Below are 21,411 nucleotides of genomic sequence, written 5' to 3' on the forward strand. Positions count from 1 at the left end.
GTGCCACTCACAGCAGGTGACCGCCTGATGGCCCGGCAGACCTTCCAGGCGAGTCTCGACGACCTCGAAGAGAACGTGCTCTACATGAGCGAACTCGTCTCCGAACGCCTCCGGATGGGACTGAGTGCGCTCGAGCAGAAGGACCGCGACCTCGCGATGGACGTCATCGAGGGCGACGACGAGATCAACCAGCTGTACCTCGACCTCGAGGGCGACTGCATCGACCTGCTGGCGCTCCAGCAGCCCGTCGCGGGCGACCTTCGCTTCGTCGCCTCCTCGTTCAAGATCATCACCGACCTCGAACGCATCGGTGACCTCGCCACGAACCTCGGCACGTACACGCTCGACGCCGAGCGCGACGTCTTCCCGGACGTCGACGTCCAGTCCATCGGCGACATGACGCTCTCGATGGTCGAGGAGGCGATGAACGCCTACGAGCAGCGGGACGCCGACGCCTGTTTCGACATCGCCGAACGCGACAACGAACTCGACCACATGTGCGAACGCGCCTCCGAAATCGTCGTCCGCGACCTCATCGAGACGGAGATCGCCGAGGGCGAGGACATCGAGTCGCTGATGACCGACGTCTCGCGACTCCTGCTGACGATCCGCGACCTCGAACGCGTCGGCGACCACGCGGTCAACATCGCCGCACGGACGCTCTACATGACCGAGAACAGCGACGAACTGATCTACTGACTCCCCCTTCGCGAGACACCCACTGACCGCGCGTCCTGCATCGAAGCGTGGCCCGGCGACGCCGCGGTGAACGCGCTCCCGTCTCAGTCGTCGAGGCCGAGCATCGACTTCAGCTTCGACCCCTTCGAGAGGCCCTCGAGTTCGCGGAGCGCCGACTTCTCCTCCGAGAGGTTGTCCTCGAGCGGGTCGGTGACGTCGTCGTCGAGGTCGAGTTCCTTCGCCAGCACGAGCAACCCCTCGTAGCTGGTGATCTCGAAGCGTTCGGTCTTCATCCCGGCCTGCATGTCGAACAGGTCGTGGAGGTGCGGGTCCGACGACTCCTCGACGAACTCATCGTGTTCGGTGCGGAGTGCGTCGAGCACGTGGCTCTGGCTCTCCTCGGGTTCGTGACCGAGTGCCCGGAACGCGTCTTCGAGGCGCTGGACCTGCTCGTGGGTCTCGTCGCGGTGCTCGGCGAACCCGCGCTGGAGTTTGTCGTTGTCGGCCTCCCGGGACATCTCCTCGAGCGTGTCGACGAGTCGCTTCTCGGTGTAGTACATCTGTTCGAGCTGGTGGCGGAACATGTCCTCCACGTCGGTTATCGTCATGGTGTAATCCCGTCTGGAGGGTGGAGTGGTAGCTGAATAAGTAGCGGCTCGGCGTACGCAGGCGGGTCTGGAGTGGTCCTCGCCGAGCGAGGCCCGGTTCGTCGCTACCGCGAGACGAGCGTCTCGGCGAGTGGGACGCGAGAACGAAGTCCGAGCGGCCCCCGAGACCGCTCGCCGCTGTGTGGTCCGTCGAGCGTTACTGGAAGCCGATGCGGCCGGTCGAGGACTGCTCCGGGCCGCGCGTGCCGCCGCGGAACTGGTCGGCGATCTCCTCGTAGTACGCTCGGATGTCGTCGTTGATGGTCGGCCGGACCGACTCCATCGCGGTCCGGAAGTGACGCATCTCGACCTCCTCGGCGTCGTGGTCCTCGCGCAGGGCCTCGATGGCCGCCTCGCGGGCGATGGACTCGATGTCCGACCCGACGTAGCCCGCCGTCAGTTCGGCGAGCTCACGGAGGCTCACGTCCGGCGCGAGCGGCGAGTCGTCGGTGTGGATGCGGAGGATCTGCTCGCGGCCCTCGAGTTCGGGTTCGCCGATGAACACGAGGCGGTCGAACCGACCCGAGCGGATGAGCGCGGGGTCGATCATGTCCGGCCGGTTGGTCGCGCCGATGACCATCACGTTCTCCATCTCCTCCAGCCCGTCGAGTTCGGTCAGGAGCTGGTTGACGACGCGCTCGGAGACGTTCGACCCGATGTCGCCGCCACGGCCGGGCGCGAGCGAGTCGAGTTCGTCGAAGAAGATGACCGTCGGGGCCACCTGTCGGGCCTTCCGGAACGTCTGCCGGATGGCCTTCTCGGACTCACCGACCCACTTCGACAGCAGCTGCGGGCCGCGCACCGAGATGAAGTTCGCGTTCGTCTCGTTGGCGACGGCCTTCGCCATCAGCGTCTTCCCGGTGCCCGGCGGGCCGTAGAGCAGGACGCCCGACGGCGGGCTGACGCCCATCCGCTCGAAGCGCTCGGGGGAGTTCATCGGCCACTCGACGGACTCCTGGACCTGCTGTTTGGCGTCGTCGAGCCCGCCGACGTGGTCCCACGTTATCTTCGGGAGTTCGACGAGCACCTCGCGCATCGCCGACGGATCGACCTCCGAGAGCGCCCCGCGGAAGTCGTTCCGTTTGATGATCATCTTGTCGATGAGGCTCGGCGGGATGTCCTCCTGATCGAGGTCGATCTCGGGGAGGTACCGCCGGAGGGCCTTCATCGCGGCCTCCTTCGTCAGGGACTCGATGTCCGCGCCGACGAAGCCGTGGGTCTCGTCGGCGAGGTGGTCGAGGCTCACGTCGTCCGAGAGCGGCATGCCCCGCGTGTGGATCTGGAGGATCTCCTTGCGACCCACCTCGTCGGGGACGCCGATCTCGATCTCGCGGTCGAACCGACCTGGACGCCGGAGTGCCGGGTCGACGCTGTCGACGCGGTTGGTCGCCGCGATGACGATGACCTGGCCGCGCGATTCGAGGCCGTCCATCATCGTCAGCAACTGGGCGACGACGCGGCGTTCGACCTCGCCGGTGACGTCCTCGCGTTTCGGCGCGATGGAGTCGAGTTCGTCGATGAAGATGATGGAGGGCGACTCCTCGCTGGCGTCCTCGAATATCTCGCGTAACTGCTGTTCGGACTCGCCGTAGTACTTCGAGATGATCTCCGGGCCGGCGATGGAGAAGAAACTCGCAGACGTCTCGTTGGCGACGGCCTTCGCCAGCAGCGTCTTCCCGGTGCCGGGCGGACCGTGGAGAAGCACCCCCTGTGGCGGCTCGATGCCGAGTTTCTTGAATATCTGGGGGTGTTTCATCGGCAGTTCGACCATCTCGCGGACGCGCTGAATCTCGCCCTGGAGGCCGCCGATGTCCTCGTAGGTGATGCCGCCGCCGGTCTTCTCGAAGCCCGATATCGGCTCCTCGCGGAGTTCGACCTCGGTGTCCTCGGTGATGAGACAGACGCCCTCCGGGTCGGTCTCGACGGCGATGAGCGGAATCGCCTGACCGGGCGAGCGCATGAACGGGTGGTTCGTGGAGGACATCACCGGCACGATGTCGCGCTCGACGACGGGTCGCTTGAGAATCTGGCGTTTGACCATGCCCGCGGCGTCGGACCCGAACTGGACCGACGCCTCCTCGGGTGGCGCGAGGGTGAGCTTCTCGGCCTTCGTCGCGTCGGCCTTCCGAATCGTGACGCGTTCGCCGATGCCCACGTCGGCGTTCTGCCGCGTGAACCCGTCGATGCGGACGGTGTCGGTGTTCCAGTCCTGGCGGTCCGCGCGCCAGACCTTGGCGGCGGTGCGCTCGCCGCCCTCGATCTCGATGATGTCTCCTGGACTCAGCTTCAGGTGCAACAGCGTATCCGGGTCGAGGCGTGCGATGCCGCGGCCCGAGTCGTTCGGGTACGCCTTCGCCACCTCCAGTTGGACTTCGTTCATTACGGGGTTGTGTGGTGGGGTCCGGTTTCGCCGGACATATCCCTTTTGCTCATGTGTCACACACGTACTGCGTGCGACTGACGATACGTGGCAGAGGACCGTCTCCAGCCTTGTAATACGGTCGCTACTGCCAGGAACGTTTCGCGGGTGGTCGCCCGCGCTGACCACGCGCGCTCTCACGGACTCTCACGAGCGGCCTGTCAACACGGTTCGTGAGTGGTAATGACACGCTACCGGGCCGAAACGCTCGCGTTCGTCTCCCGGCCGACACTCGTTCCGCCGTGTGTCGCGTAGCTTTACCCCCTCCACTCCGGAGACCACACCATGCGCACGCTCGCCTTCGACGGTCGGATGGGTGCCAGCGGCGACATGCTCCTCGGCGCACTCCTCGCCGCGGGTGCCGACCGGAGCGTCCTCGACCCGGTCGAAGACGCCCTGCCGGTCCGCTACGATGTCGACGAGACCGAGAAGAACGGTATCGTCGCGACCCGCGTCGTCGTCCGCCTGACCGACCAGGCCGACGAGGACGGACCGACCGACGACTCCCCCCACGACGAGGGCGGGGGAGACGGCCACGACCATCACCACCACGACGACCACGAACACGGAGCGTCACAGCACCACGGGCGCGACCACGACGGTTCTCACAGCGATGGCAGCCACGACTCCCACCACGGCGACCCCTCGGACACCCACGACCACGAGGACCACCATCACGACCACGCAGAGGGAGCGGGGCGACTCCGGACGTACCCGGAGGTCGTCGAACTGGTCGAGGGGATGGGACTGCCCCCCGAGGTCGAACGGGACGCGCTTGCCGTCTTCGAACTGCTCGGCGAGGCCGAGGCGCGGGTCCACGGCACCGATCTCGACGAGACGCACTTCCACGAGGTCGGCGCGGACGACGCCGTCGCGGACGTCGTCGGGGTCTGTCTCCTCCTCTCGGACCTCGGCGTCGACCGCGTCGTGACGACGCCGCTCGCGACCGGTGGCGGCGAGGTGTCGATGAGCCACGGCACCTACCCCGTGCCGACGCCCGCGACGCTCAACCTCGCCCAGGACGCGTCGTGGTCGCTGCGCGGCGGTCCCGTCGAGATGGAACTGCTCACGCCGACCGGCGCGGCGTTGCTCGCACACCTCGCGGAGGGGGTCGAGCACCTCCCGCCCATCGACGTCGCGTCGTCGGGCTACGGCGCGGGCGGCTACGACGTGCCCGAGTACCCGAACGTCCTCCGGGCCGTCGTCGGCGAGACGCGCGACGGCCTCCGCCGCGAGTCGACTCGACTGCTGGAGACGAACGTCGACGACGTGGCTCCCGAGGTGCTCGGGAGCCTCCACGACACGCTCGCGGAGGTCGGCGCACGCGACGTGTCGGTACTCCCGACGACGATGAAGAAGTCCCGACCGGGCCACCTCGTCAAGGTCGTCGTGAGTGCCGAGGACGCCGCGCGGGTCGCCCGGCGACTCGCCGAGGAGACGGGGACGCTCGGCGTACGCGAGACGGGCGTCCGTCACCGGTTCGTCGCCGACCGGTCGTTCGAGACCGTGACGCTGCAGGTCGAGGGCGAGTCCTACGAGGTGTCCGTGAAGGTCGCCAGCGCGGGCGACGAGCGGTTCGACGTGAGCGCGGAGTTCGACGACGCGCGAGCGGTCGCCCGCGAGACGGGTCTCCCCGTCCGTGAAGTTCTCCGCCGTGCAGAGCAGGCGTTCGAGACGGAGTAGGTGAACCTACCCCTCGTCCGTCGTCGTGTCGCGCCCGTCCCCCCGGTGTTCGTCTAGCGCCTCCTCCATCGTCAGGTCGCCGCGAGCGACGCGCCGGGCGAGGCCCTCGGTGATGGTCCGGTCGCCCTCGCTCCGCTCGCGGGAGCGCCGTTTGATGACCTGTATCTCCCCCTTCGTCGGCGTGATGTCGCGGCCCTCGATGCGCTCGCCCGAACGTCGGGCGATGTTGACGGCGGCGAGGACGTCGCCCATACCGCGCGCACCCGTCCCGAGGTAGGGCGTCGTCCCCGTCTCGTCGACGAGTTCCAGCGGCACGTCGGCCAGGTCGTCGACGATGCGCGACCCGTTCAACCGCGCACCGTCGCCGATTCGCACGGTCGGGTCGACGGCGTCCTCCAGTTCGCGTTCGACTACCGTCCCGACCTCGGAGACGGGCACCTGGAACGCGGCGACGACGGTGTCGCCCACGAGGACGGCGACGCCCGGCCTGTCGCCGGGGTCGATGCCGACGACCATCCGTTCGTCGCCACCGCGGATGAGCGCGAGCGCCTCCTCGACGGCGCGTCGCGGGTCCTCCGGGTCCGCGCGGACCACGTCGACCGACACCTGCTCGGGGTAGACGTCGTCGTCGGGGCCGGTGACGAGCAGCGTCGTCGCCTCGGGCAGCTCCTCGTCCGGTTCCTGCGTGGTGAACTCGACGCTCCGCTCGCGCAACTCGTTGACGACGCCGTGGTACACCTCGAAGTCCGTCGTGGCGACGACTATCACGGGCGACGTTGCCACCGCGAGCTAAAAAGTCTCTCCTGTCCCCGGGTCGGTCGTGACGCGACGGTTCGTACCCGCTCAGGGCTCTTCTGCCCCGACGAGTCCGTCGTCGGTGATGCGGAACCGTGCGTTCCCGCCTGCCTGTTTCGAGCGGTGCTTCTCCAGCGTCGCACGGCGGTTCCCGCCGCGGAACCGTTCCAGTCGGAGGACCACCGCCGACCAGTGACTGAGCGTGTGCCCACCCAGCCCGCGCGACCGGTCGCTGTCGGGGTCGGTGAACACCTGGTTCGTGATGAGCACCGCGATGTCGTGGCGACGGGCGAGGCTCAGCAGGTGGGTGATCTGTCGGACGACCTGCCGGAGCACCGCACCCTCGTCGTCGTTGTCGCGTTCGAGGCGGTAGAACCCCGTCGCGCTGTCGAGGACGATGAGGTCGACCTGCGACGCGAAGTCCGCCGCGTCCTTGACGGCCTCCTCCTGTTCGGCGAAGTCCAGCGCCTCGCTGATGATGACCCGCGAGGCGAGGTCGTCGACCGACTCCTCGTCGCCCACCGCCCGCGCCAGTTGCTCGAATCGGTCCGGCGAGATTCCCTCCGTGTCGATGTAGAGCGCGCTCGACCCCGACGCCGCGACGCCGACGGCCGCCGAGAGGGCGATGTTCGTCTTCCCGGCCGCGGGTGCGCCGTACACCTGCGTCACCGCGCCGCGTTCGAGGCCGCCGCCCAGCAGGTCGTCGACGGGACCACAGCCGGTCGAGATGTAGTCGCTCACTGCCAGCGGGTTCGTAACCGGCCAGTAAAACCTCCCCGGTCCGGCGCGTCGAGCGCTGCTCAGCGAGCGCCCCGCCGCTCCGGACGCCACGGCTTTGGTGGTGCCGCGCCCCTCCTCGGCATGGACCCCCGACGAACGCTCGCCCAGCAGATGGCCGGCGAGGTGGTGATGAGCGACGACCCCGGCGGGACGCTCCGGAAGTGGCGCTCTGACTTCGGCGTCGCGCAGACCGACCTCGCCGACCGGCTCGACGTCTCGCCGTCGGTCGTCTCGGACTACGAGTCGGGTCGTCGACAGAACCCCGGTATCGGCGTCGTCCGACGACTCGTCGACGGCTTACTGGACATCGACGAGGCCCGCGGCGGCGGCCGCATCCGCCAGCACGCTCGCGTCCTCTCGGCCGGCTTCGACAGCGACGCGGTGCTCGACCTGCGCGAGTACCCCACCGCGGTCCAGCTCTCGCGGTTCTACGACGCCATCGACGCGACCGAACTCGTCGACGGTCGGTCGGCGACCATTGCCGGCCACACCGTCATCGACTCCATCGAGGCCATCACGCGGCTCTCCTCCGAGGAGTTCTACCGCCTGTACGGCCAGTCGACGAACCGCGCGCTCGTGTTCACGAACGTCACGCGAGGCGAGTCGCCGCTCGTCGCGCTGCGAGTCGTGACGCCGACGCCGACGGCGGTGGTCCTCCACGGTATCGACCCGGAAGACCTCTGGGAGCACGCGCCTGCGCTCGCACGCGCGGAGGGCTACTCGCTGGCGGTGACCGGACTGGAGAACGCCGAGATGCTGGACGCGTTGCGTGACGTCGCCTGATTCGTGCCCCCGGTAGCTCCGCTGACAGCTGAGAATTCCGAGACGACGACCGACAGGTCAGAGCGAGGGGGGCGTCGTCTCGTCCACTGCGAGTCGCAGGCCCTCCTCGGTGGCGCGGACGTACCCCTCGTGGACGAGTTTCGGGAGGTGAGCGTGGTGCAGCGCGATTGCGACCGGTTTCCGTTCCGACTCGTCGAGTGAATCCGGGGCACATCCGTTCTCGGCGGCCGCAACCGCGACGACTACCTCGTCGAACGAGACCGGTCCGTCGCTCTCCGCGAGGTAGGCGACGACCCGTCGACGCCGCTCGTCGGTGAACACGTCGAGGCGGCCACCCGACTGGAGGTCGTCGTGCGGTCGGTCGTCGAACGTCGCCGTGGACCGGGCCTGTTTCTCTGTCTCCGACATCACGAGCAATGATTACGAGCAGACCGACGTGAACTGAAGGGCTAGACAGTTAATCCTCGCCAGCCGACAGGTCGGGACGTTCGAGGAGTTGCTCCAGGATGCGCTGGTGTGCGCGCCTGAGGTGCTTGTGCGTCGTCGGCGAGGAGACGCCCAACGAGTCGGCGACGTCCTCGGCGGTCGAGTCCCGCGGCCACTCGAAGTACCCCGCGTAGTACGCGACCTCCAGCGCGGCCTGTTGCCGGTCGCTCAGGGTGTCTTCGAGGGAGATGCGCGCCCGGTCAGGGTGGTCCGACCGGGGTACGGTTCGCTGGGCGACGAGTTCGATGTCGCTGTTGCTGTCACCGAGCGCTTCGACGAGTCCCCGAACGTCCGCGTCGTCCGGCAGCTCCGCCACGATGCGGAACGCCCCGTCCTCGACGACGGCCGACCGGATTCGACCGCCCAGCGAGTAGAGCTGGGAGGTGAGGTCCAGGTGGGTCGCCCGCAGTTCGTACACCGCGGGGTCGGCGTCGCGGACGCGGCGGAACTCCCGGCACCACTCGTAGCCGTCGAGTAGCTCCTCGAACCGCTCGGTCGACACGTTCTCGACGCGCACGTACTGCAGGTGGTCGTTCGTCGTGGGAATCGTGCGCTCGAACGTCACGCGCCCCTCCTCGCCCACCTCCTCGATGAGGGTCGGGACGTGGTCGGTCGTTCGCAACTCCACTTCGAGGAGGCTGTCGCCCATCAGTGCTACCTTCCGTTCGAGCGCGTTCAGCGCGTGCCCGAGCGCACCGCCGAGGTCCGAGAGGACGGCGCACTCCCGCGCGTCGAACCCGGCCACCTCGTCGGAGTACACCGTGAGGACACCGAACCGACGCCCGTCGTGGACGATGGGTATCGCCGCACAGGAGCGGAACCCCTCCGCGAGGGCGTCCGTCCGCCAGTCGTCCTCGTCGGTCGCCGTCGCCTCCAGGTCCTCGACAACCTCGACCGACCGGGTCGTCAGCGCGCGCCGTATCGGGCAGTCCAGGTCCGCGTCGAGTTCGAGGACGGTGTCGCCGTCGACGAACCCGCCACCGTCTCCCGCGTGGGCGCGTGCGGGGAGGACCGACCGACCCGGCGCGAGTTCACCCATCCAGGCGAAGACGTACGGTTCGGCGTCGACGAGGCGCTCACAGACGGTCTGTTCGACCTCGTCGCGCGTCTCCGCGTCGACCAGCGCCTGGACGATCTCCCGGATGACCTTGTTGACGCGGTTGAGACGAGCCAGTTCGTCGCGGTGTGCGGCGAGTTCGCGCTGGCGACGGTTCCGCTCGCTGACGTCCCTGAAGATACCCTGGACGACGCTCCCGCTGGGGAGGTCCGTCACGCCCGCTCGTATCTCGACCGGGACTCGTGTGCCGTCGCGTCGAACGACCTCTCGAATCTGCTCTTCTTCGAGGACGCCACCGATCTCGGCGTGTTCGTCGAATATCTCCCGGTACCGGTCGGCCTCCTCTGGTGGGTGGAGGTCCGTCTGGGGGCGGCCGACGAGGTCCTCGTAGGGTCGGTCGAACAGGTCGACTGCCGCCTCGTTCACGTCCAGAATCTCGCCGGTCTCGGCGTCGGCGGCCACGATGGCGTCCGGCGCGGCGTCGACCAGTCGACGGTAGCGCTCCCGCGACGCCCGCAGTTCGGCGTCCTGGTCGTCCGTCGTCGTCTCCGTCCGCGTCTCGGTTTCGAGTTCCCCCGACCCGTCGTCCGGAGATCCGCTGCCGGTTCGACGGAGCGTCACCACCGTCAGACGATGCCCCGCCTGCTCGACGTCCCTCGCGACGACGCGGACCGCTGCTCCCTCCTCGACGCGTGCAGTCGCGTCACACTCCCGGTCGCCGTCACCAGCGGCTGTCGACGGCAGCACACCTCCCTCGACGAACGCCTCGTACGGTTCGCCTCGCACCGATTCGGGGGGCCGGTCGAACAGTTCACCGAACTGGTCGTTGGCGAAGACGACGGTTCGGTCGCAGTCGAGGACGGCCAGCGGGTCGCTCGTCGTCGCCGCGACCGCTCGGAACAGTGTCGCCTCGTCGAGCAACGGAGCGGTCGAGTCGCCGTCCGTGGTATCGTCGTACGCCGGCGGCTCACGGCTCACGCCCGCCAGTTGGACCGAGTGGAATTAAAGACGTTGGCCGGCCGATTTGCTATCGCAGCATATCGTTTACGAGGTATGGTCGGCAGCACAGCCGCTCGGCGGCCAGCGTCTCGGAAAACGCGTGTTCGGCGGCGTTTCAGTCGATCTGCTCCGCGTACGCGTCGGCGCCGAGCAGTGCGTCGAGTTCGTCCTCGTCGACGTCGGTCAGTTCGAGCATCCAGCCGTCGCCGTAGGGGTCCTCGTTGACGAGTTCTGGTTCGTCGAACAGGTTCTCGTTGACGGCGCTGACGGTCCCCGACAGCGGCGAGTAGAGGTCGGAGACGGCCTTGATGGACTCGACGACGCCGAACTCGGCGTCCTGTTCGACCGAGTCTCCCTCCTCCGGGAGTTCGACGAAGACGACGTCGCCCAGTTCGTCCTGTGCGAAGTCGGAGATGCCGATTCGAGCGGTGTGGTCGTCGTAACGTGCCCACTCGTGCGTTTCCAGGTATCGAAGGTCGTCGGGTGTCTCGAAGCTCATTGGAAGGGTGTGTCCGCGATGCGTGCCTGCTTGTGTTGCCCGCGAACCACGACCTGCACGCTCGTGTCGGGGTCCGCGTACTCGCTCGGGACGTACCCGAGGCCGATCGGTCGGTCGAGGGTGGGACTCATCGTCCCGCTGGTGAGGTGGCCGACGACCTCTCCGTCCTCGTTCGCGACCTCGTAGCCGTGCCGGGGGACGCCCCGGTCGAGCAGTTCGACGCCGACGAACCGGACCGCCGGGTCACGCGCGTCCGCGAGTGCGTCGCGACCGACGAACGACGGTTCGGCGTCGAGTTTCACGACGAACCCCACGCCCGCCTCGTAGGGCGTCCGGGGTTCGTCGTCGGGGTCGAAGTCCTGTCCCGAGAGGAGGAAGCCGTGTTCGATGCGGAGCGTGTCGCGCGCGCCGAGGCCGCAGGGCTGGCAGTCGAACTCGCGCCAGACCGTCTCGGCGTCGTCGCTGGGACAGAGCAGTTCGAAGCCGTCCTCGCCGGTGTAGCCGGTGCGGGCCGCCAGCACCGGTACGCCCGCGACCGACGTTTCTGCGATCTCGAACCGGCCGACCTCGCGGACCGCCTCTCCGGCGGCCTCGGCGACGAGGTCCTCGCTCCCCGGCCCCTGGACCGCGAACATGGCGTACGCGTCGGTCGCGTTCTCGACCTCGCAGTCGAGCCCCCACTCGTCGCGGTGGGTCGTCCACCGGTCGTACGTCTGCTCGTCGTGTCCCGCGTTCGGGACGAACAGGTAGCCCGACTCGTCGGGCAGGTCGTAGACGACGGTGTCGTCTAGCATGACCCCACGCTCGTCGACGATGGCCGAGTACTGGCCCTCGCCCGGCGAGAGTCGCGACACGTCGTTGGTCGTCAGCCGTTGCATCAGGTCGAACGCGTCGGGGCCGGTCACTCGAATCTCGCCCATGTGCGAGACGTCGAAGATGCCCGCGCCCTCCCGGACGGCGGTGTGTTCGGTCCGGATGGAGTCGAACTCCACCGGCATATCCCACCCGCCGAACTCCGTGAACGACGCGCCGCGCTCGGCGTGAACCTCGCGCAACGGCGGTGTTCGAAGGGCCATATCGCCCACCTCGGGGCGAGTGACGTAATGATTTGGTAATCGAGGTCGCGACAGTGATGAATCGTATGTTGCGATATAGAACAGTCGCCGTTTCGTCATGAGATATCGTGCGTGGAAGTCGCTGAACGCCCGTCGGGGTGGATATCCCGTCAGATTCGGTACTCGACTGGCTGTCCCCCACGTCCGGTCGCGACGGCGGACTCATGAACGTCCATGATAATCCTTATCCTCCGAGCCCTGCTTGGTGGGACTGATGGACGATGTCTTCGTCGGGAGCGTGATGTCCTCTCCCGTACACACGGTGCGCGCCGACACGGCGCTCGGGACCGCTGGTGAACTGATGCTCGAACACGGAATCGGGTCGGTCATCGTCGTCGACGAGGACGACAAACTGGAGGGAATCCTGACCGCGACCGACTTCGTTCGGGTCGTCGCGGAGGCCGAGACGGACTCGAGTGCCCCGGTCTCCACCGAGATGAGTACCGATATCACGACGACGACAGCCGACCAATCCATCCAGAGTGTCGCGAACGTGATGCTGGACCACGAGTTCCACCACGTGCCGGTCGTCGACGACGGGACCGTCATCGGTGTCGTGACGACGACCGACCTGACGGCGTACCTCTCCACCCGAGAAGCGCCGACGCCGGCCTGAGTACGAGCGAACCCGACCGTGTGGGTCGTTCTCTCGAATGCCCACGCGTCGCTATCCTGTGGTGTCTCCGACCGCTCGTCGTTCGGGTCAAGCCGCGCCGTCGCTCGGCGCTCAGCTCTGCGAAAAACTGGTGTAGTACCGGTCGCCACCGCGGCGCGGTGGCCGTCGGTGGTCTTACGTTCGGACGACGTTCGTCGCGCGCGGGCCCTTGGGGGCCTGTTCGATGTCGAACTCGATGTCCGTCCCCTCGGTGAGGTCCTCGCCGCCGACGTCCTCCATGTGGAAGAACACGTCGTCGTCAGCATCCTCGGTGGAAATGAAACCGTAGCCGCCCGTGTCGTTGAAGAAATCAACCGTACCGTTTGCCATTACGAACAACCGTCGACGCCACCCACGGATAGCGCTTGCGAGGGTCGCGCTACCACGACTGCCGGCGCCCGGCAGTCCGAGCCTCGCTCCATCGGGTCATCACTGCTCGGCCGCTGTTCAGCTCTCGAACGGTTCGTCGTCGCGGTGGTTGTCGACGTTCTCCTGTTCGGCGGCCTCCTCCTCGCGGACCTCCGACTTGCGCTCGACCTCCTCCTCTATCTCCTCGTTGCGCTGTTCGCGGGCGGCCTCCTTGGCCTCCGCTTCGGCCTCGTCGACGTCCTCGGCGTCCTCCTCCTCTTTCTCCTTGGCCATCGTCCGGTCTCGTTCGTGCTCGTCGGACATAGCTCGCGGTTCGAAGGGCGACGGCATATGTCTGGGGGCGGCCACGGCAAGTCCGTCCGGTACTCCCTCCGGTCGCCCGCCTGATCGTCGGTTCGAGCGGTCACCGGGGGTCGGTACTCAGTCGCCGAGGCGCGTCTCGCCCTCCGGTTCCACGTCGAGACCGAACTCGTGGGCTCGGGTACGCCAGAACTCGGCGAACCCCTCTTCACCGGTCTCGACGGTCGACTCGCCGCTGTGGACCTGATCGAGTTTCAGGTCGACCTCGTCCATCAGGCGGTCGCCCACGTCGTCGGTGATGACCCCCGACCGGACGGCGTCGAGGACGGCGCTCTTCTCCTGCTGGAGGACCTGTCGCTCCCCGACCAGCAGTCGCTCGCGGCGGAGTTCGGGGTTCTTCGACAGCAGCGACGCGATGGTCTCCTGAAGCTCCTGCTGTTCGCGTTCGTACTCGTTGGTGAAGTCCTGATACACCTCTCGGGGCAGGTCGCCGTTCCGCTTGAGGCGCTCGGCGGCGTCGAGCGCCGCGTTCACCGCCCGTCGCCGCCCGACGAGGAGTTCGTAGAGCTCCTCCGCGTCCGAGCGGGTGATGACGCCGAGTCCGTCGAGCAGGCGCTCCATCGAGAGCCCCTGGACGACCAGCGAGAACGCGGCGACGCCGAACACCATCGCCCGGAGTTCCTCGCGGAAGGGGAACGGCCCACCGGACTCGACGGTGGCCGGCAACCCGAGGACGAGCGCGATGGGAATCGAGCCGTGGAGGCCGCCCCACAGCATCACGTGCTGGTACGAGCGCGAGATGGTCGGTTCCTGGACGCGGTTCGCGATGGCGGTGATGGGGTAGACGACCGCCGCACGCGCGAGGAGGACGAGCGGGATGGCGACGAGGATGAGCCATCCGTGTTGAACCACCTGATTGATGGGCGTCGTGAGGCCGATCATCAGGAAGATGAAGGTGTTGACGAGGAAGGCGAGCGTCTCCAGCGAGTTGAACACGGATATCTTCGTCCGGGGGCTCATCGCGTACTCCGCGCCGCGGTTCCCGATGAACAGGCCCGCGACGACGGTGGCGATGACGCCCGAGACGTGGAGGTAGTGCTCGGCGACGAGGAACGACCCGTACGCGAGGATGAGCGTCAGGACGATCTCGGTCATGTGGTCGTCGAGATTGTACATCACGCTGTACACCGCGTAGCCGAGCACCAGCCCGACGACGAGCCCGCCGATGCTCACGAGGACGACGTCGACGAGCAGCCCTCCCATGCCACTCGGGGTGAACAGGTCCTCGGCAGAGGAGTCACTCGCGACGAGCGCGAGGAGCGCCGAGAACAGCACGACGCCGACGCCGTCGTTGACGAGGCTCTCCCCCTCGACGAGGACGGCGAGCCGGTCGGGCGCGCCGAGTTCCTTGAACAGCGCCAGCACGCTCACGGGATCGGTGGGGAGGATCATCGCCGCGAACAGCAGCGAGACGAGCAACGGGAACCCGAAGGCGTACACGCCGGCGGCTCCCAGCAGCGCGACCGAGACGAGGAGGCCGACGACCGCCAGTGCGAGTACCGGGCCGAGGTTCCGCCGGAGGCGTTCGAAGTCGGTCGTCGCCGCCCCCTCGAACAGGAGCGGTGGCAGGAGGACGAGCAGGATGAGGTCGTGTGAGAGGCCGAACGGGACGTGGAACGCGTCGGTCGCGTACCGGACGATAGAGAGTCCGATACCGGCCATCAGGAGGGCGACGGTGTAGGGGAAGCGGCCGACCTTGGCGACGAACACACCGACTGCCGCGGCGATGAGCGCTATCGGCAGCAGGTCGATGAGGATCTCCTCGATGGTCGGTGCCTGCTCCCCCGCCTGGAGGAGCAGCGGAGCGACCACCGATGCGAATCCGAGTTCCATATCCGTCTCCACTCGGGCATCGTTCATAAGCGACGGGCTGTCGTGCTGGGAAATGCGCCGACAGCTGTCGGTCGGGTGGCACGAATCCGGCGCGAAAAAGCGCCTCGGGAACCGACTGCGCGACTACTGGAACTCGGTGATGGTCACCGTGTACGAGCCGCCGCCGCTGTAGGAGTCGACCAGGACGGTGAGGTCCGTCGACGTGTCCGGGTCGTCGATGGTGATACTCTCCTGGCTGTTCGCGGTCCACGACCGGTAGTCGTAGCTCGACGTGGTCGGGCAGCTCCCCGACCCCTCGCTGGCGTAGAGGTCGAAGTCCGCGCTCGACGGCCCGGACAGTTCGAGGACGACCTGGCTCGGCGAGGAGTACTCGAACCCGTAGCTGTAACACTGGCTGTCGTAGGAACTCGACAGCGACCCGCTGGCGCTGGAGGAGGTGGAGTCGCCGCTCCCACCGTCGTCACCGCCGTCGTCCCCGCCGCCGCCACTGCCCGGCGTCGTGGTGACGGCGTTCCCGGCGTCGACGCGACCGCTCCCCTGTTCGTCCGAGGAGAGGCCCACGTCGACGGCCGTCGCCTTCAGGTGACTGCGCAGTTCCGCGTTCGTCAGGTCGTGGGCGGCGAGCGTGAGGCCCGCGACGCCCGCCACCACGGGCGTCGCCATCGAGGTGCCCGATATCTTCTCGTAGCCGTCGTCGGTCCACGTCGAGAGGACGTTCGTCCCCGGCGCGGCGAGCTCTATCTCGGAGCCGACGTTCGAGTAGTTCGCGAGGCTCTCGTCGGGGTCGAGCGCGGAGACGGCGAGACACTCGGAGTACGCGGCCGGGTACGACACCGGCTGTCCGTAGTCGTTGCCGGCCGCGGCGACGACGAGCGACCCCTGGTTGGTCGCGTAGCTGACGGCGTTCTGCATCGTGGACGTCGAGCCGCCACCGCCCAGCGAGAGGTTGATGACGTCCGCGCCCTGGTCGGCCGCCCACTGGATGGCGTCGGCGATGTCGGCCGTGGACCCGGACCCGGTCTCCGAGAGCGCCCGCCCGGAGATGATGGTCGAGTTGCCGATGCCGGAGACGCCCTCGCCGTTGTCCACCTCGGCGGCCGCGATGCCCGCCACGTGGGTGCCGTGGATCTCGGCCTCGCCGTCGCCGTTCTGGTCGGTCAGTTCGTCGGGGTACGGGTCGGAGTCGCCGTCGACGAAGTCGTAGCCGGGGTTCGACGCCATATTACCGTCGAGGTCCGGGTGGTCGTACTTCACGCCCTGGTCGACGACGGCGATGGTGACGCCCGAGTCGCCGAACGTCGTGTCCCACGCCTCTGGGGCGTTGACCTGCTGGTCGGCGTACTGGTCGCCGAACCGCGGGTCGTTGGGGACCTGCAGCGACTGGTAGGTCGCGTTCCGTTCGACGTACTTCACCTTGTCCTGCTTCTCCAGTCGCTTCTTCAGCTTCCGCCGGTTCTTCTCGGAGGCCTCGCTGGTGTCGAACGCGACGTACCGGAGTTCCTCGTTGTGGTGGCGCAGGTCCACCTCGATGTTCGTCTTCTTCTCTATCTTGCGCTTGATCTTCTGGGCGCGCTTCTCGACGTGTTTCCCGTCGGCGGAGATGCCGACGAGCAGTTCGTCCTCCTTCGGTCCCGGCGACCGACCGGGGGTCGCGCTCGCTACACCTGTCAGACCCACAGCCCCTGCCAGCCCGGAGAGACGCAGGAACGTGCGACGGTCGAACATGTTATCTTCTCCCATGCGAGAGGACCCAGTACGAGATACTATTTCAAACTTATCATCTCGGAATTAATCCAAAATATTATACTAGTATCTATATGATTCAAGGTGTTAGACAGTGGGTTCTAGACTCCGAATCAGTACGCTTTCGAACGTGGCCGTCCACCAGCGGGCATGAGCGGGCTTCGAGACTGGTTTTCGTCGGGCACGCGTGGCGGTGGACGGTCGGTCGGCCTGTTCGTCGACGGCCCGAACGTGTTCCGCGAGGAGTTCGACGTCGACCTGACGGACCTCAGGGGCGTCGCAGAGGAGCGTGGCCGGGTCGCCGTCGCCCGACTGTACGTCAACGAGCAGGCCCCCGCCGGACTCATCCAGGCCGCCGAGGCCCACGGCTACGAGGTGGTGACGACGAGCGGCGACGTGGACGTGAAGCTGGCCGTCGACGCCGTCGAGGGAACCGTCTCGGGCCAGTTCGACGTGCTCGCCGTCGCCTCCCGCGACATGGACTTCAAACCCGCCCTCGAAACCGCCGCCCGCCACGGCGTCACGACGCTCGCAATCGCCCCCGGTACGCACGGTCGGTCGGACGCACTCCAGCGAACTGCGCACGAGGCGGTCACGCTCGGGGACTGACGGCGCGACCGTCGGGAGGTCGTCCTCGCGTCGTGCGGTATCACCCTCCACGGTTCCTCAAGACACTTGTTCCAGGGCACGAACCGTCCGGCCATGCCCGGTCCCGTCTTCCTCGAAGGGGACGCCGTCGCGCTCCGTCCGCCCGAACGCGAGGACGTCGAGTTCCTCCAGCGCTGCATGAACGACCCTCGCGTCTGGCGGCCCGCCCTCGACGTGAACCCGATGAACCGTGAACTGGGGACGGAGTTCTTCGAGGACGTCCTCTCGTCGGAGGAGGGCGTCCACTGTCTCGCGTGTGCGGACGCGGAACCGCTCGGCATCGTCTCGCTCACCGGGTCGCAGTACGGCCCGAGCGAGACATCGCGCGCCCGTTCGATGGAACTCGCCTACTGGTTCGCCCCCGAGCACCACGGGCAGGGCTACGGCTCGGACGCCGCCGCACGGCTGGTCCAGTACGCCTTCGAGGACCGGAACCTGCGGCGGGTGAGCGCGCGCGTCGGCGGGTTCAACGACGCCTCGGTGGGCCTGCTCGAATCGCTCGGCTTCGAACACGAGGGGACCCAGCGCGAGGCGGCGTGGTTCCGCGGCGAGTACCACGACATGCTGTGGTACGGTCTGCTCCGTAGGGAGTGGGAGCCGAGCCCGGAGTGACGACGGTCGGTCGATACCGACGGCGAACCGCCCTCGTTTTGGCCCGCGCGCTCGCAGTCGGTCCCATGAGCGACACCGACCCCGTCCTCGACGACCACCTCCACCTCGACCCGGTGAACGGCCGTGGCGTCGAGGCGGCCGAGGAGTTCGCCGACAACGGCGGGACGCACCTGCTCGTGCTCAACAAGCCCTCGTGGCACTACGACGTGCAGGTGAGCGACGCCGAGGACTTCCGGGTCGCCTACGACCACACGCTCGACGTGGTCGGGGACTCGAACGACGTGTTGCCTGGGAGCGCGTGGCCCGTCCTCGGCGTCCACCCGGCGCTCGTCTCGCAACTGGTGGACCGCGGGTTCGCGCCCGAGGAGGCGCGCGACCTGATGCAGACCGGCCTCGACGTGGCGGCGGAGTACGTCGCGTCGGGAGACGCGCTCGCCATCAAGTCCGGGCGACCGCACTACGACGTCGACGAGGCGGTGTGGGACGCCTCGAACGAGGTGATGCGCCACGCGTTCGCGCTCGGCGCGCGCGAGGACTGCGCCGTCCAGTTGCACACGGAGGGCGGCGAGGACTTCGAGGACGTGGCGCAGTGGGCCGAGGCGGAGGGGATGGACCGCGAACACGTCGTGAAACACTACTCGACGGGCGGCGTCGAGGGACCGACGCCGAGCGTCCTCGCGGACAAGGACGAACTGGTGCGTGCCATCGACCGGGACGTCCCGTTCATGATGGAGACGGACTTCATCGACGACTCCGACCGGCCGGGGGCGGTCCTGGGGCCGAAGACGGTCCCGCGCCGAACGCGGTGGCTCCGCGAGGAGGGGTACGACGCGGCGCTGGAGCGTGCGCACGTCGAGACGCCGCGTCTGGTGTACGATATCGACACACGGGAGACGCTCGACTGAGCCGTCCCGTGGCGACCCCATTCGAGCAACGAAAAGGCCTATCACCAGTCGCTCGTACGGGAGAGGTATGAGCACCCCCGAGGGCGAGTTCTACACCGACGAACGGTGGCAGAACTGGCTCGACAGACTCGACGAGGAGGGCGTTGACCTCGAAGACGAGGACTCCGCACGCCTGCGACTGAACATGCAGGACGACGTCGTCATCGCCGTCGCCAAGATCGTCTCCGCGTACGACGAGGGCGACCTCCCCCAGGAGGAGGCGATGGGCGAACTGGAGGACGTGAGCGCCATCGTCCTCACCGAGGTCGACCGATTCGACGACGAGGACACGCTGATGCTCGTCGACGCCGTCCAGACCGCGATGGTCTGCGTGTTCCACGCCGCCCAGGAGTTCGTCGCCGCCGGCCCCGCCGACGAGGGTGGCATCGAGGGACACGTCGACGCGGCCCGCGCGGCCGAGGCCGAGGAGGACCTGGACACCGCCCACGTCCACTGCGTGAAGGCGGGCACGCTCATTCTGGACGGCGAGGAGTTCGACATGGACAACCTCGAAGAGATGGACTACGGCCTCGTCGCGGAGTGGGTCAACGGCCTCGACAGCCTCTACGAGGCGATGCGCGACCCCGAGGTCATCGAGGAAGAAGACGAGTAGCGCGGTTCGCCGTGGGCGAGACAAACGAGAACGACGGATTCCGAACGGCCACCGAGAGCCGTTCGGTGCCGAACTCTCGGGAGTCGCCCGAAACCGCTGGAAGTCACCGACGAGACGCAGCGCATCCTCCGAGCGCCGATGAAGACCGAGGGCGGACGATTTTCTTCGGTCGCTGAACGACGGACCGCCGACGGGCACGACCGACCCGTGGATTTCGACAGTTGACGAACTCGTCGTCGTCAAACACTTATACCAGAGAGTCAACCCGTCAGTAATGACAGCCGTCGGCATCGACGCAATCGAGATTCACGCGGGCAAGCTCAAACTCGACCTGGCCGAGACGTTCGCACCGGCCAAGAACGAGTCGCCGGAGAAGTACACGAAGGGACTGGGCCTCGCGGCCTCCTCGTTCCCGGACACCTACGAGGACATCGTCACGATGGGCGCGAACGCCGCCCACCGACTGATGGAACGACGGGGCCTGACCCCGCAGGACATCGGCCGCATCGACGTGGCGACGGAGTCGTCGTTCGACAACTCCAAACCCGTCTCGACGTACATCGCGGGCTGCCTCGAACAGGTGTACGACGGCGACTTCCACCACGCCAACAAGGGCGAGCGGAAGTTCGCGTGCATCTCGGGCACCCAGAGCCTCGACGACGCGTACAACTGGATTCGGGCGGGTCGCAACCGCGGGCGCTCGGCGCTCGTAGTCGCCACGGACACGGCGCTGTACGCCCGCGGCGACGCTGGTGAAGCGACGCAGGGCGCTGGCGCGGTCGCCATGCTCATCAGCGAGAACCCGCGCCTGCTCGAACTCTCGACGGAGCAGGGTTACGGGAGCGCCGACGAGACGGACTTCCTCAAGCCCAACCAGCAGTTCCCGAGCGTCGACGGCAAGCGCTCGGTGCAGGTCTACCTCGCACGCATGCGCGAGGCGCTGGAGGACTTCGAGTCCGTCGCGGGCGACACCCACCCCGACGACTTCGTCCTCGGTCCGTTCCACACGCCGTTCCCCGGCATGGTCCGGAAGGCGGCGCTGCTCGCCTACCGGCACATGATCCGTGACACGGAGATCGAGGAGCGACTCGCCGACGAGGTGGGTCGCCAGCCCCGCCCCGAGGCGTTCGACAGCGACGAGGAGTACGTCGAGGCGATGGGCGACTACACCGACCTCCTGAAGGAGACCAGCGACTACCAGAACTGGTACGACGCCACCATCGCGCCGACGCTGGAGATCTCGCGCGAGGTCGGCAACTGGTACACCGGGTCGGTCCACATCGCCCGAGCCAGCGGCCTGAAACACGCGCTCGAAGAGGGCATGGACCTCACCGGCGAGCGACTCCTCGTCGGGTCGTACGGGTCGGGCGCGCAGGCCGAGATTCACGCCGAGACCCTCCAGGACGAGTGGGAGGAGGAGATAGCCGCGCTCACCATCGACGAGCAGATCGCGTCCCGACGCGACATCACCTACGAGGAGTACGAGCACGTCCACGACGTCCACAACCACGACAAGCAGGCGGACGACGTCGAGGAGTTCACCACCCCCGACGCCGAGTTCGTCTTCGAGGGCTGGGGCCGGATGGGCGAGCGGAAGTACCGCTACGTCGAGTAAAACCGTCAGCGACCACCGATTCTGCAGCGAGATGCCCACGTTCGTGCATCGTTTCGTCGCCCTCGGGCGGTAATCGAG

General features: G+C 67.5%; 21 protein-coding genes. 9 read left to right on the forward strand and 12 right to left on the reverse strand.

Going from position 1 to position 21,411, the window contains the following annotated elements:
- The first annotated feature begins 27 nt into the window (after positions 1-27).
- Positions 28-699, forward strand: a complete 672-nt coding sequence (phoU, locus tag MX571_RS10780) for a phosphate signaling complex protein PhoU (RefSeq protein WP_247416490.1) — start codon at positions 28-30, stop codon at positions 697-699.
- Positions 700-782: 83 nt separating this feature from the next.
- Here phoU and MX571_RS10785 read toward each other — a convergent pair whose 3' ends face one another.
- Positions 783-1,286: a YciE/YciF ferroxidase family protein gene (locus tag MX571_RS10785; protein ID WP_247416492.1), complete on the reverse strand. Its 504-nt coding sequence runs from the start codon at positions 1,284-1,286 to the stop codon at positions 783-785.
- Between the two features lie 196 nt (positions 1,287-1,482).
- Positions 1,483-3,705, reverse strand: a complete 2,223-nt coding sequence (locus MX571_RS10790) for a CDC48 family AAA ATPase (protein ID WP_247416495.1) — start codon at positions 3,703-3,705, stop codon at positions 1,483-1,485.
- 324 nt (positions 3,706-4,029) lie between these two features.
- Between MX571_RS10790 and larC the strand changes: the two genes are divergently transcribed.
- The gene (larC, locus tag MX571_RS10795) at positions 4,030-5,427 is read left to right on the forward strand and encodes a nickel pincer cofactor biosynthesis protein LarC (protein ID WP_247416497.1); all 1,398 of its coding nucleotides are present in this window, start codon (positions 4,030-4,032) and stop codon (positions 5,425-5,427) included.
- A gap of 6 nt (positions 5,428-5,433) precedes the next feature.
- Here the strand turns inward: larC and MX571_RS10800 are convergent, their stop codons facing one another.
- Positions 5,434-6,195: a hypothetical protein gene (locus MX571_RS10800; RefSeq protein WP_247416500.1), complete on the reverse strand. Its 762-nt coding sequence runs from the start codon at positions 6,193-6,195 to the stop codon at positions 5,434-5,436.
- Positions 6,196-6,270: 75 nt separating this feature from the next.
- On the reverse strand, positions 6,271-6,963 hold the full coding sequence (gene radB, locus MX571_RS10805; protein WP_247416503.1) for a DNA repair and recombination protein RadB: 693 nt from the start codon (positions 6,961-6,963) through the stop codon (positions 6,271-6,273).
- Positions 6,964-7,083: 120 nt separating this feature from the next.
- On the opposite strand from radB, the gene MX571_RS10810 reads away from it, so the two are divergent.
- Positions 7,084-7,785, forward strand: a complete 702-nt coding sequence (locus MX571_RS10810) for a helix-turn-helix domain-containing protein (RefSeq protein WP_247416506.1) — start codon at positions 7,084-7,086, stop codon at positions 7,783-7,785.
- Between the two features lie 57 nt (positions 7,786-7,842).
- Here the strand turns inward: MX571_RS10810 and MX571_RS10815 are convergent, their stop codons facing one another.
- The 4 genes from MX571_RS10815 to gcvT form a co-directional block, all read right to left on the reverse strand.
- Entirely contained in the window at positions 7,843-8,193 is a 351-nt protein-coding gene (locus tag MX571_RS10815) for a DUF7344 domain-containing protein (protein ID WP_247416508.1), read from the reverse strand.
- 49 nt (positions 8,194-8,242) lie between these two features.
- Positions 8,243-10,306, reverse strand: a complete 2,064-nt coding sequence (locus MX571_RS10820) for a bacterio-opsin activator domain-containing protein (protein ID WP_247416511.1) — start codon at positions 10,304-10,306, stop codon at positions 8,243-8,245.
- Between the two features lie 136 nt (positions 10,307-10,442).
- A complete protein-coding gene (gene gcvH, locus MX571_RS10825) occupies positions 10,443-10,826 on the reverse strand; it encodes a glycine cleavage system protein GcvH (RefSeq protein ID WP_247416514.1) in 384 nt (127 codons plus the stop codon).
- Positions 10,823-11,902 carry a glycine cleavage system aminomethyltransferase GcvT gene (gene gcvT / locus MX571_RS10830; RefSeq protein WP_247416517.1) on the reverse strand — a complete coding sequence of 360 codons (1,080 nt, stop codon included), beginning with the start codon at positions 11,900-11,902 and terminating at the stop codon, positions 10,823-10,825. The genes gcvH and gcvT overlap by 4 nt, the downstream gene beginning before the upstream one ends.
- A gap of 253 nt (positions 11,903-12,155) precedes the next feature.
- Here gcvT and MX571_RS10835 point away from each other — a divergent pair, with 253 nt between their 5' ends.
- The gene (locus MX571_RS10835; protein ID WP_247416519.1) at positions 12,156-12,557 is read left to right on the forward strand and encodes a CBS domain-containing protein; all 402 of its coding nucleotides are present in this window, start codon (positions 12,156-12,158) and stop codon (positions 12,555-12,557) included.
- Positions 12,558-12,731: 174 nt separating this feature from the next.
- On the opposite strand, the gene MX571_RS10840 is transcribed toward MX571_RS10835, so the two are convergent.
- The 4 genes from MX571_RS10840 to MX571_RS10855 form a co-directional block, all read right to left on the reverse strand.
- Positions 12,732-12,926, reverse strand: coding sequence for a cold-shock protein (locus MX571_RS10840; protein ID WP_247416521.1), 195 nt, complete (start codon positions 12,924-12,926; stop codon positions 12,732-12,734).
- A 117-nt stretch (positions 12,927-13,043) separates the two neighbouring features.
- Complete coding sequence (locus MX571_RS10845) at positions 13,044-13,268, reverse strand: hypothetical protein (RefSeq protein ID WP_247416522.1); 225 nt, start codon at positions 13,266-13,268, stop codon at positions 13,044-13,046.
- A gap of 117 nt (positions 13,269-13,385) precedes the next feature.
- Positions 13,386-15,158 carry a Na+/H+ antiporter gene (locus MX571_RS10850; RefSeq protein WP_247416524.1) on the reverse strand — a complete coding sequence of 591 codons (1,773 nt, stop codon included), beginning with the start codon at positions 15,156-15,158 and terminating at the stop codon, positions 13,386-13,388.
- Positions 15,159-15,281: 123 nt separating this feature from the next.
- Entirely contained in the window at positions 15,282-16,883 is a 1,602-nt protein-coding gene (locus tag MX571_RS10855) for a S8 family serine peptidase (RefSeq protein ID WP_282594482.1), read from the reverse strand.
- Between the two features lie 168 nt (positions 16,884-17,051).
- On the opposite strand from MX571_RS10855, the gene MX571_RS10860 reads away from it, so the two are divergent.
- The 5 genes from MX571_RS10860 (at position 17,052) to hmgB (ending at position 21,333) form a co-directional block, all read left to right on the forward strand.
- Positions 17,052-17,510: an NYN domain-containing protein gene (locus tag MX571_RS10860; protein ID WP_247416529.1), complete on the forward strand. Its 459-nt coding sequence runs from the start codon at positions 17,052-17,054 to the stop codon at positions 17,508-17,510.
- Between the two features lie 93 nt (positions 17,511-17,603).
- Positions 17,604-18,161: a GNAT family N-acetyltransferase gene (locus tag MX571_RS10865; RefSeq protein ID WP_247416530.1), complete on the forward strand. Its 558-nt coding sequence runs from the start codon at positions 17,604-17,606 to the stop codon at positions 18,159-18,161.
- A 65-nt stretch (positions 18,162-18,226) separates the two neighbouring features.
- On the forward strand, positions 18,227-19,066 hold the full coding sequence (locus MX571_RS10870) for a TatD family hydrolase (protein ID WP_247416532.1): 840 nt from the start codon (positions 18,227-18,229) through the stop codon (positions 19,064-19,066).
- A gap of 67 nt (positions 19,067-19,133) precedes the next feature.
- Positions 19,134-19,718: a DUF2150 family protein gene (locus tag MX571_RS10875; RefSeq protein ID WP_247416534.1), complete on the forward strand. Its 585-nt coding sequence runs from the start codon at positions 19,134-19,136 to the stop codon at positions 19,716-19,718.
- A 274-nt stretch (positions 19,719-19,992) separates the two neighbouring features.
- Positions 19,993-21,333, forward strand: coding sequence for a hydroxymethylglutaryl-CoA synthase (hmgB, locus tag MX571_RS10880; protein ID WP_247416536.1), 1,341 nt, complete (start codon positions 19,993-19,995; stop codon positions 21,331-21,333).
- Positions 21,334-21,411 lie beyond the last annotated feature (78 nt).

It is taken from the genome of Halomarina salina, assembly GCF_023074835.1.
Lineage (GTDB): Archaea > Halobacteriota > Halobacteria > Halobacteriales > Haloarculaceae > Halomarina > Halomarina salina.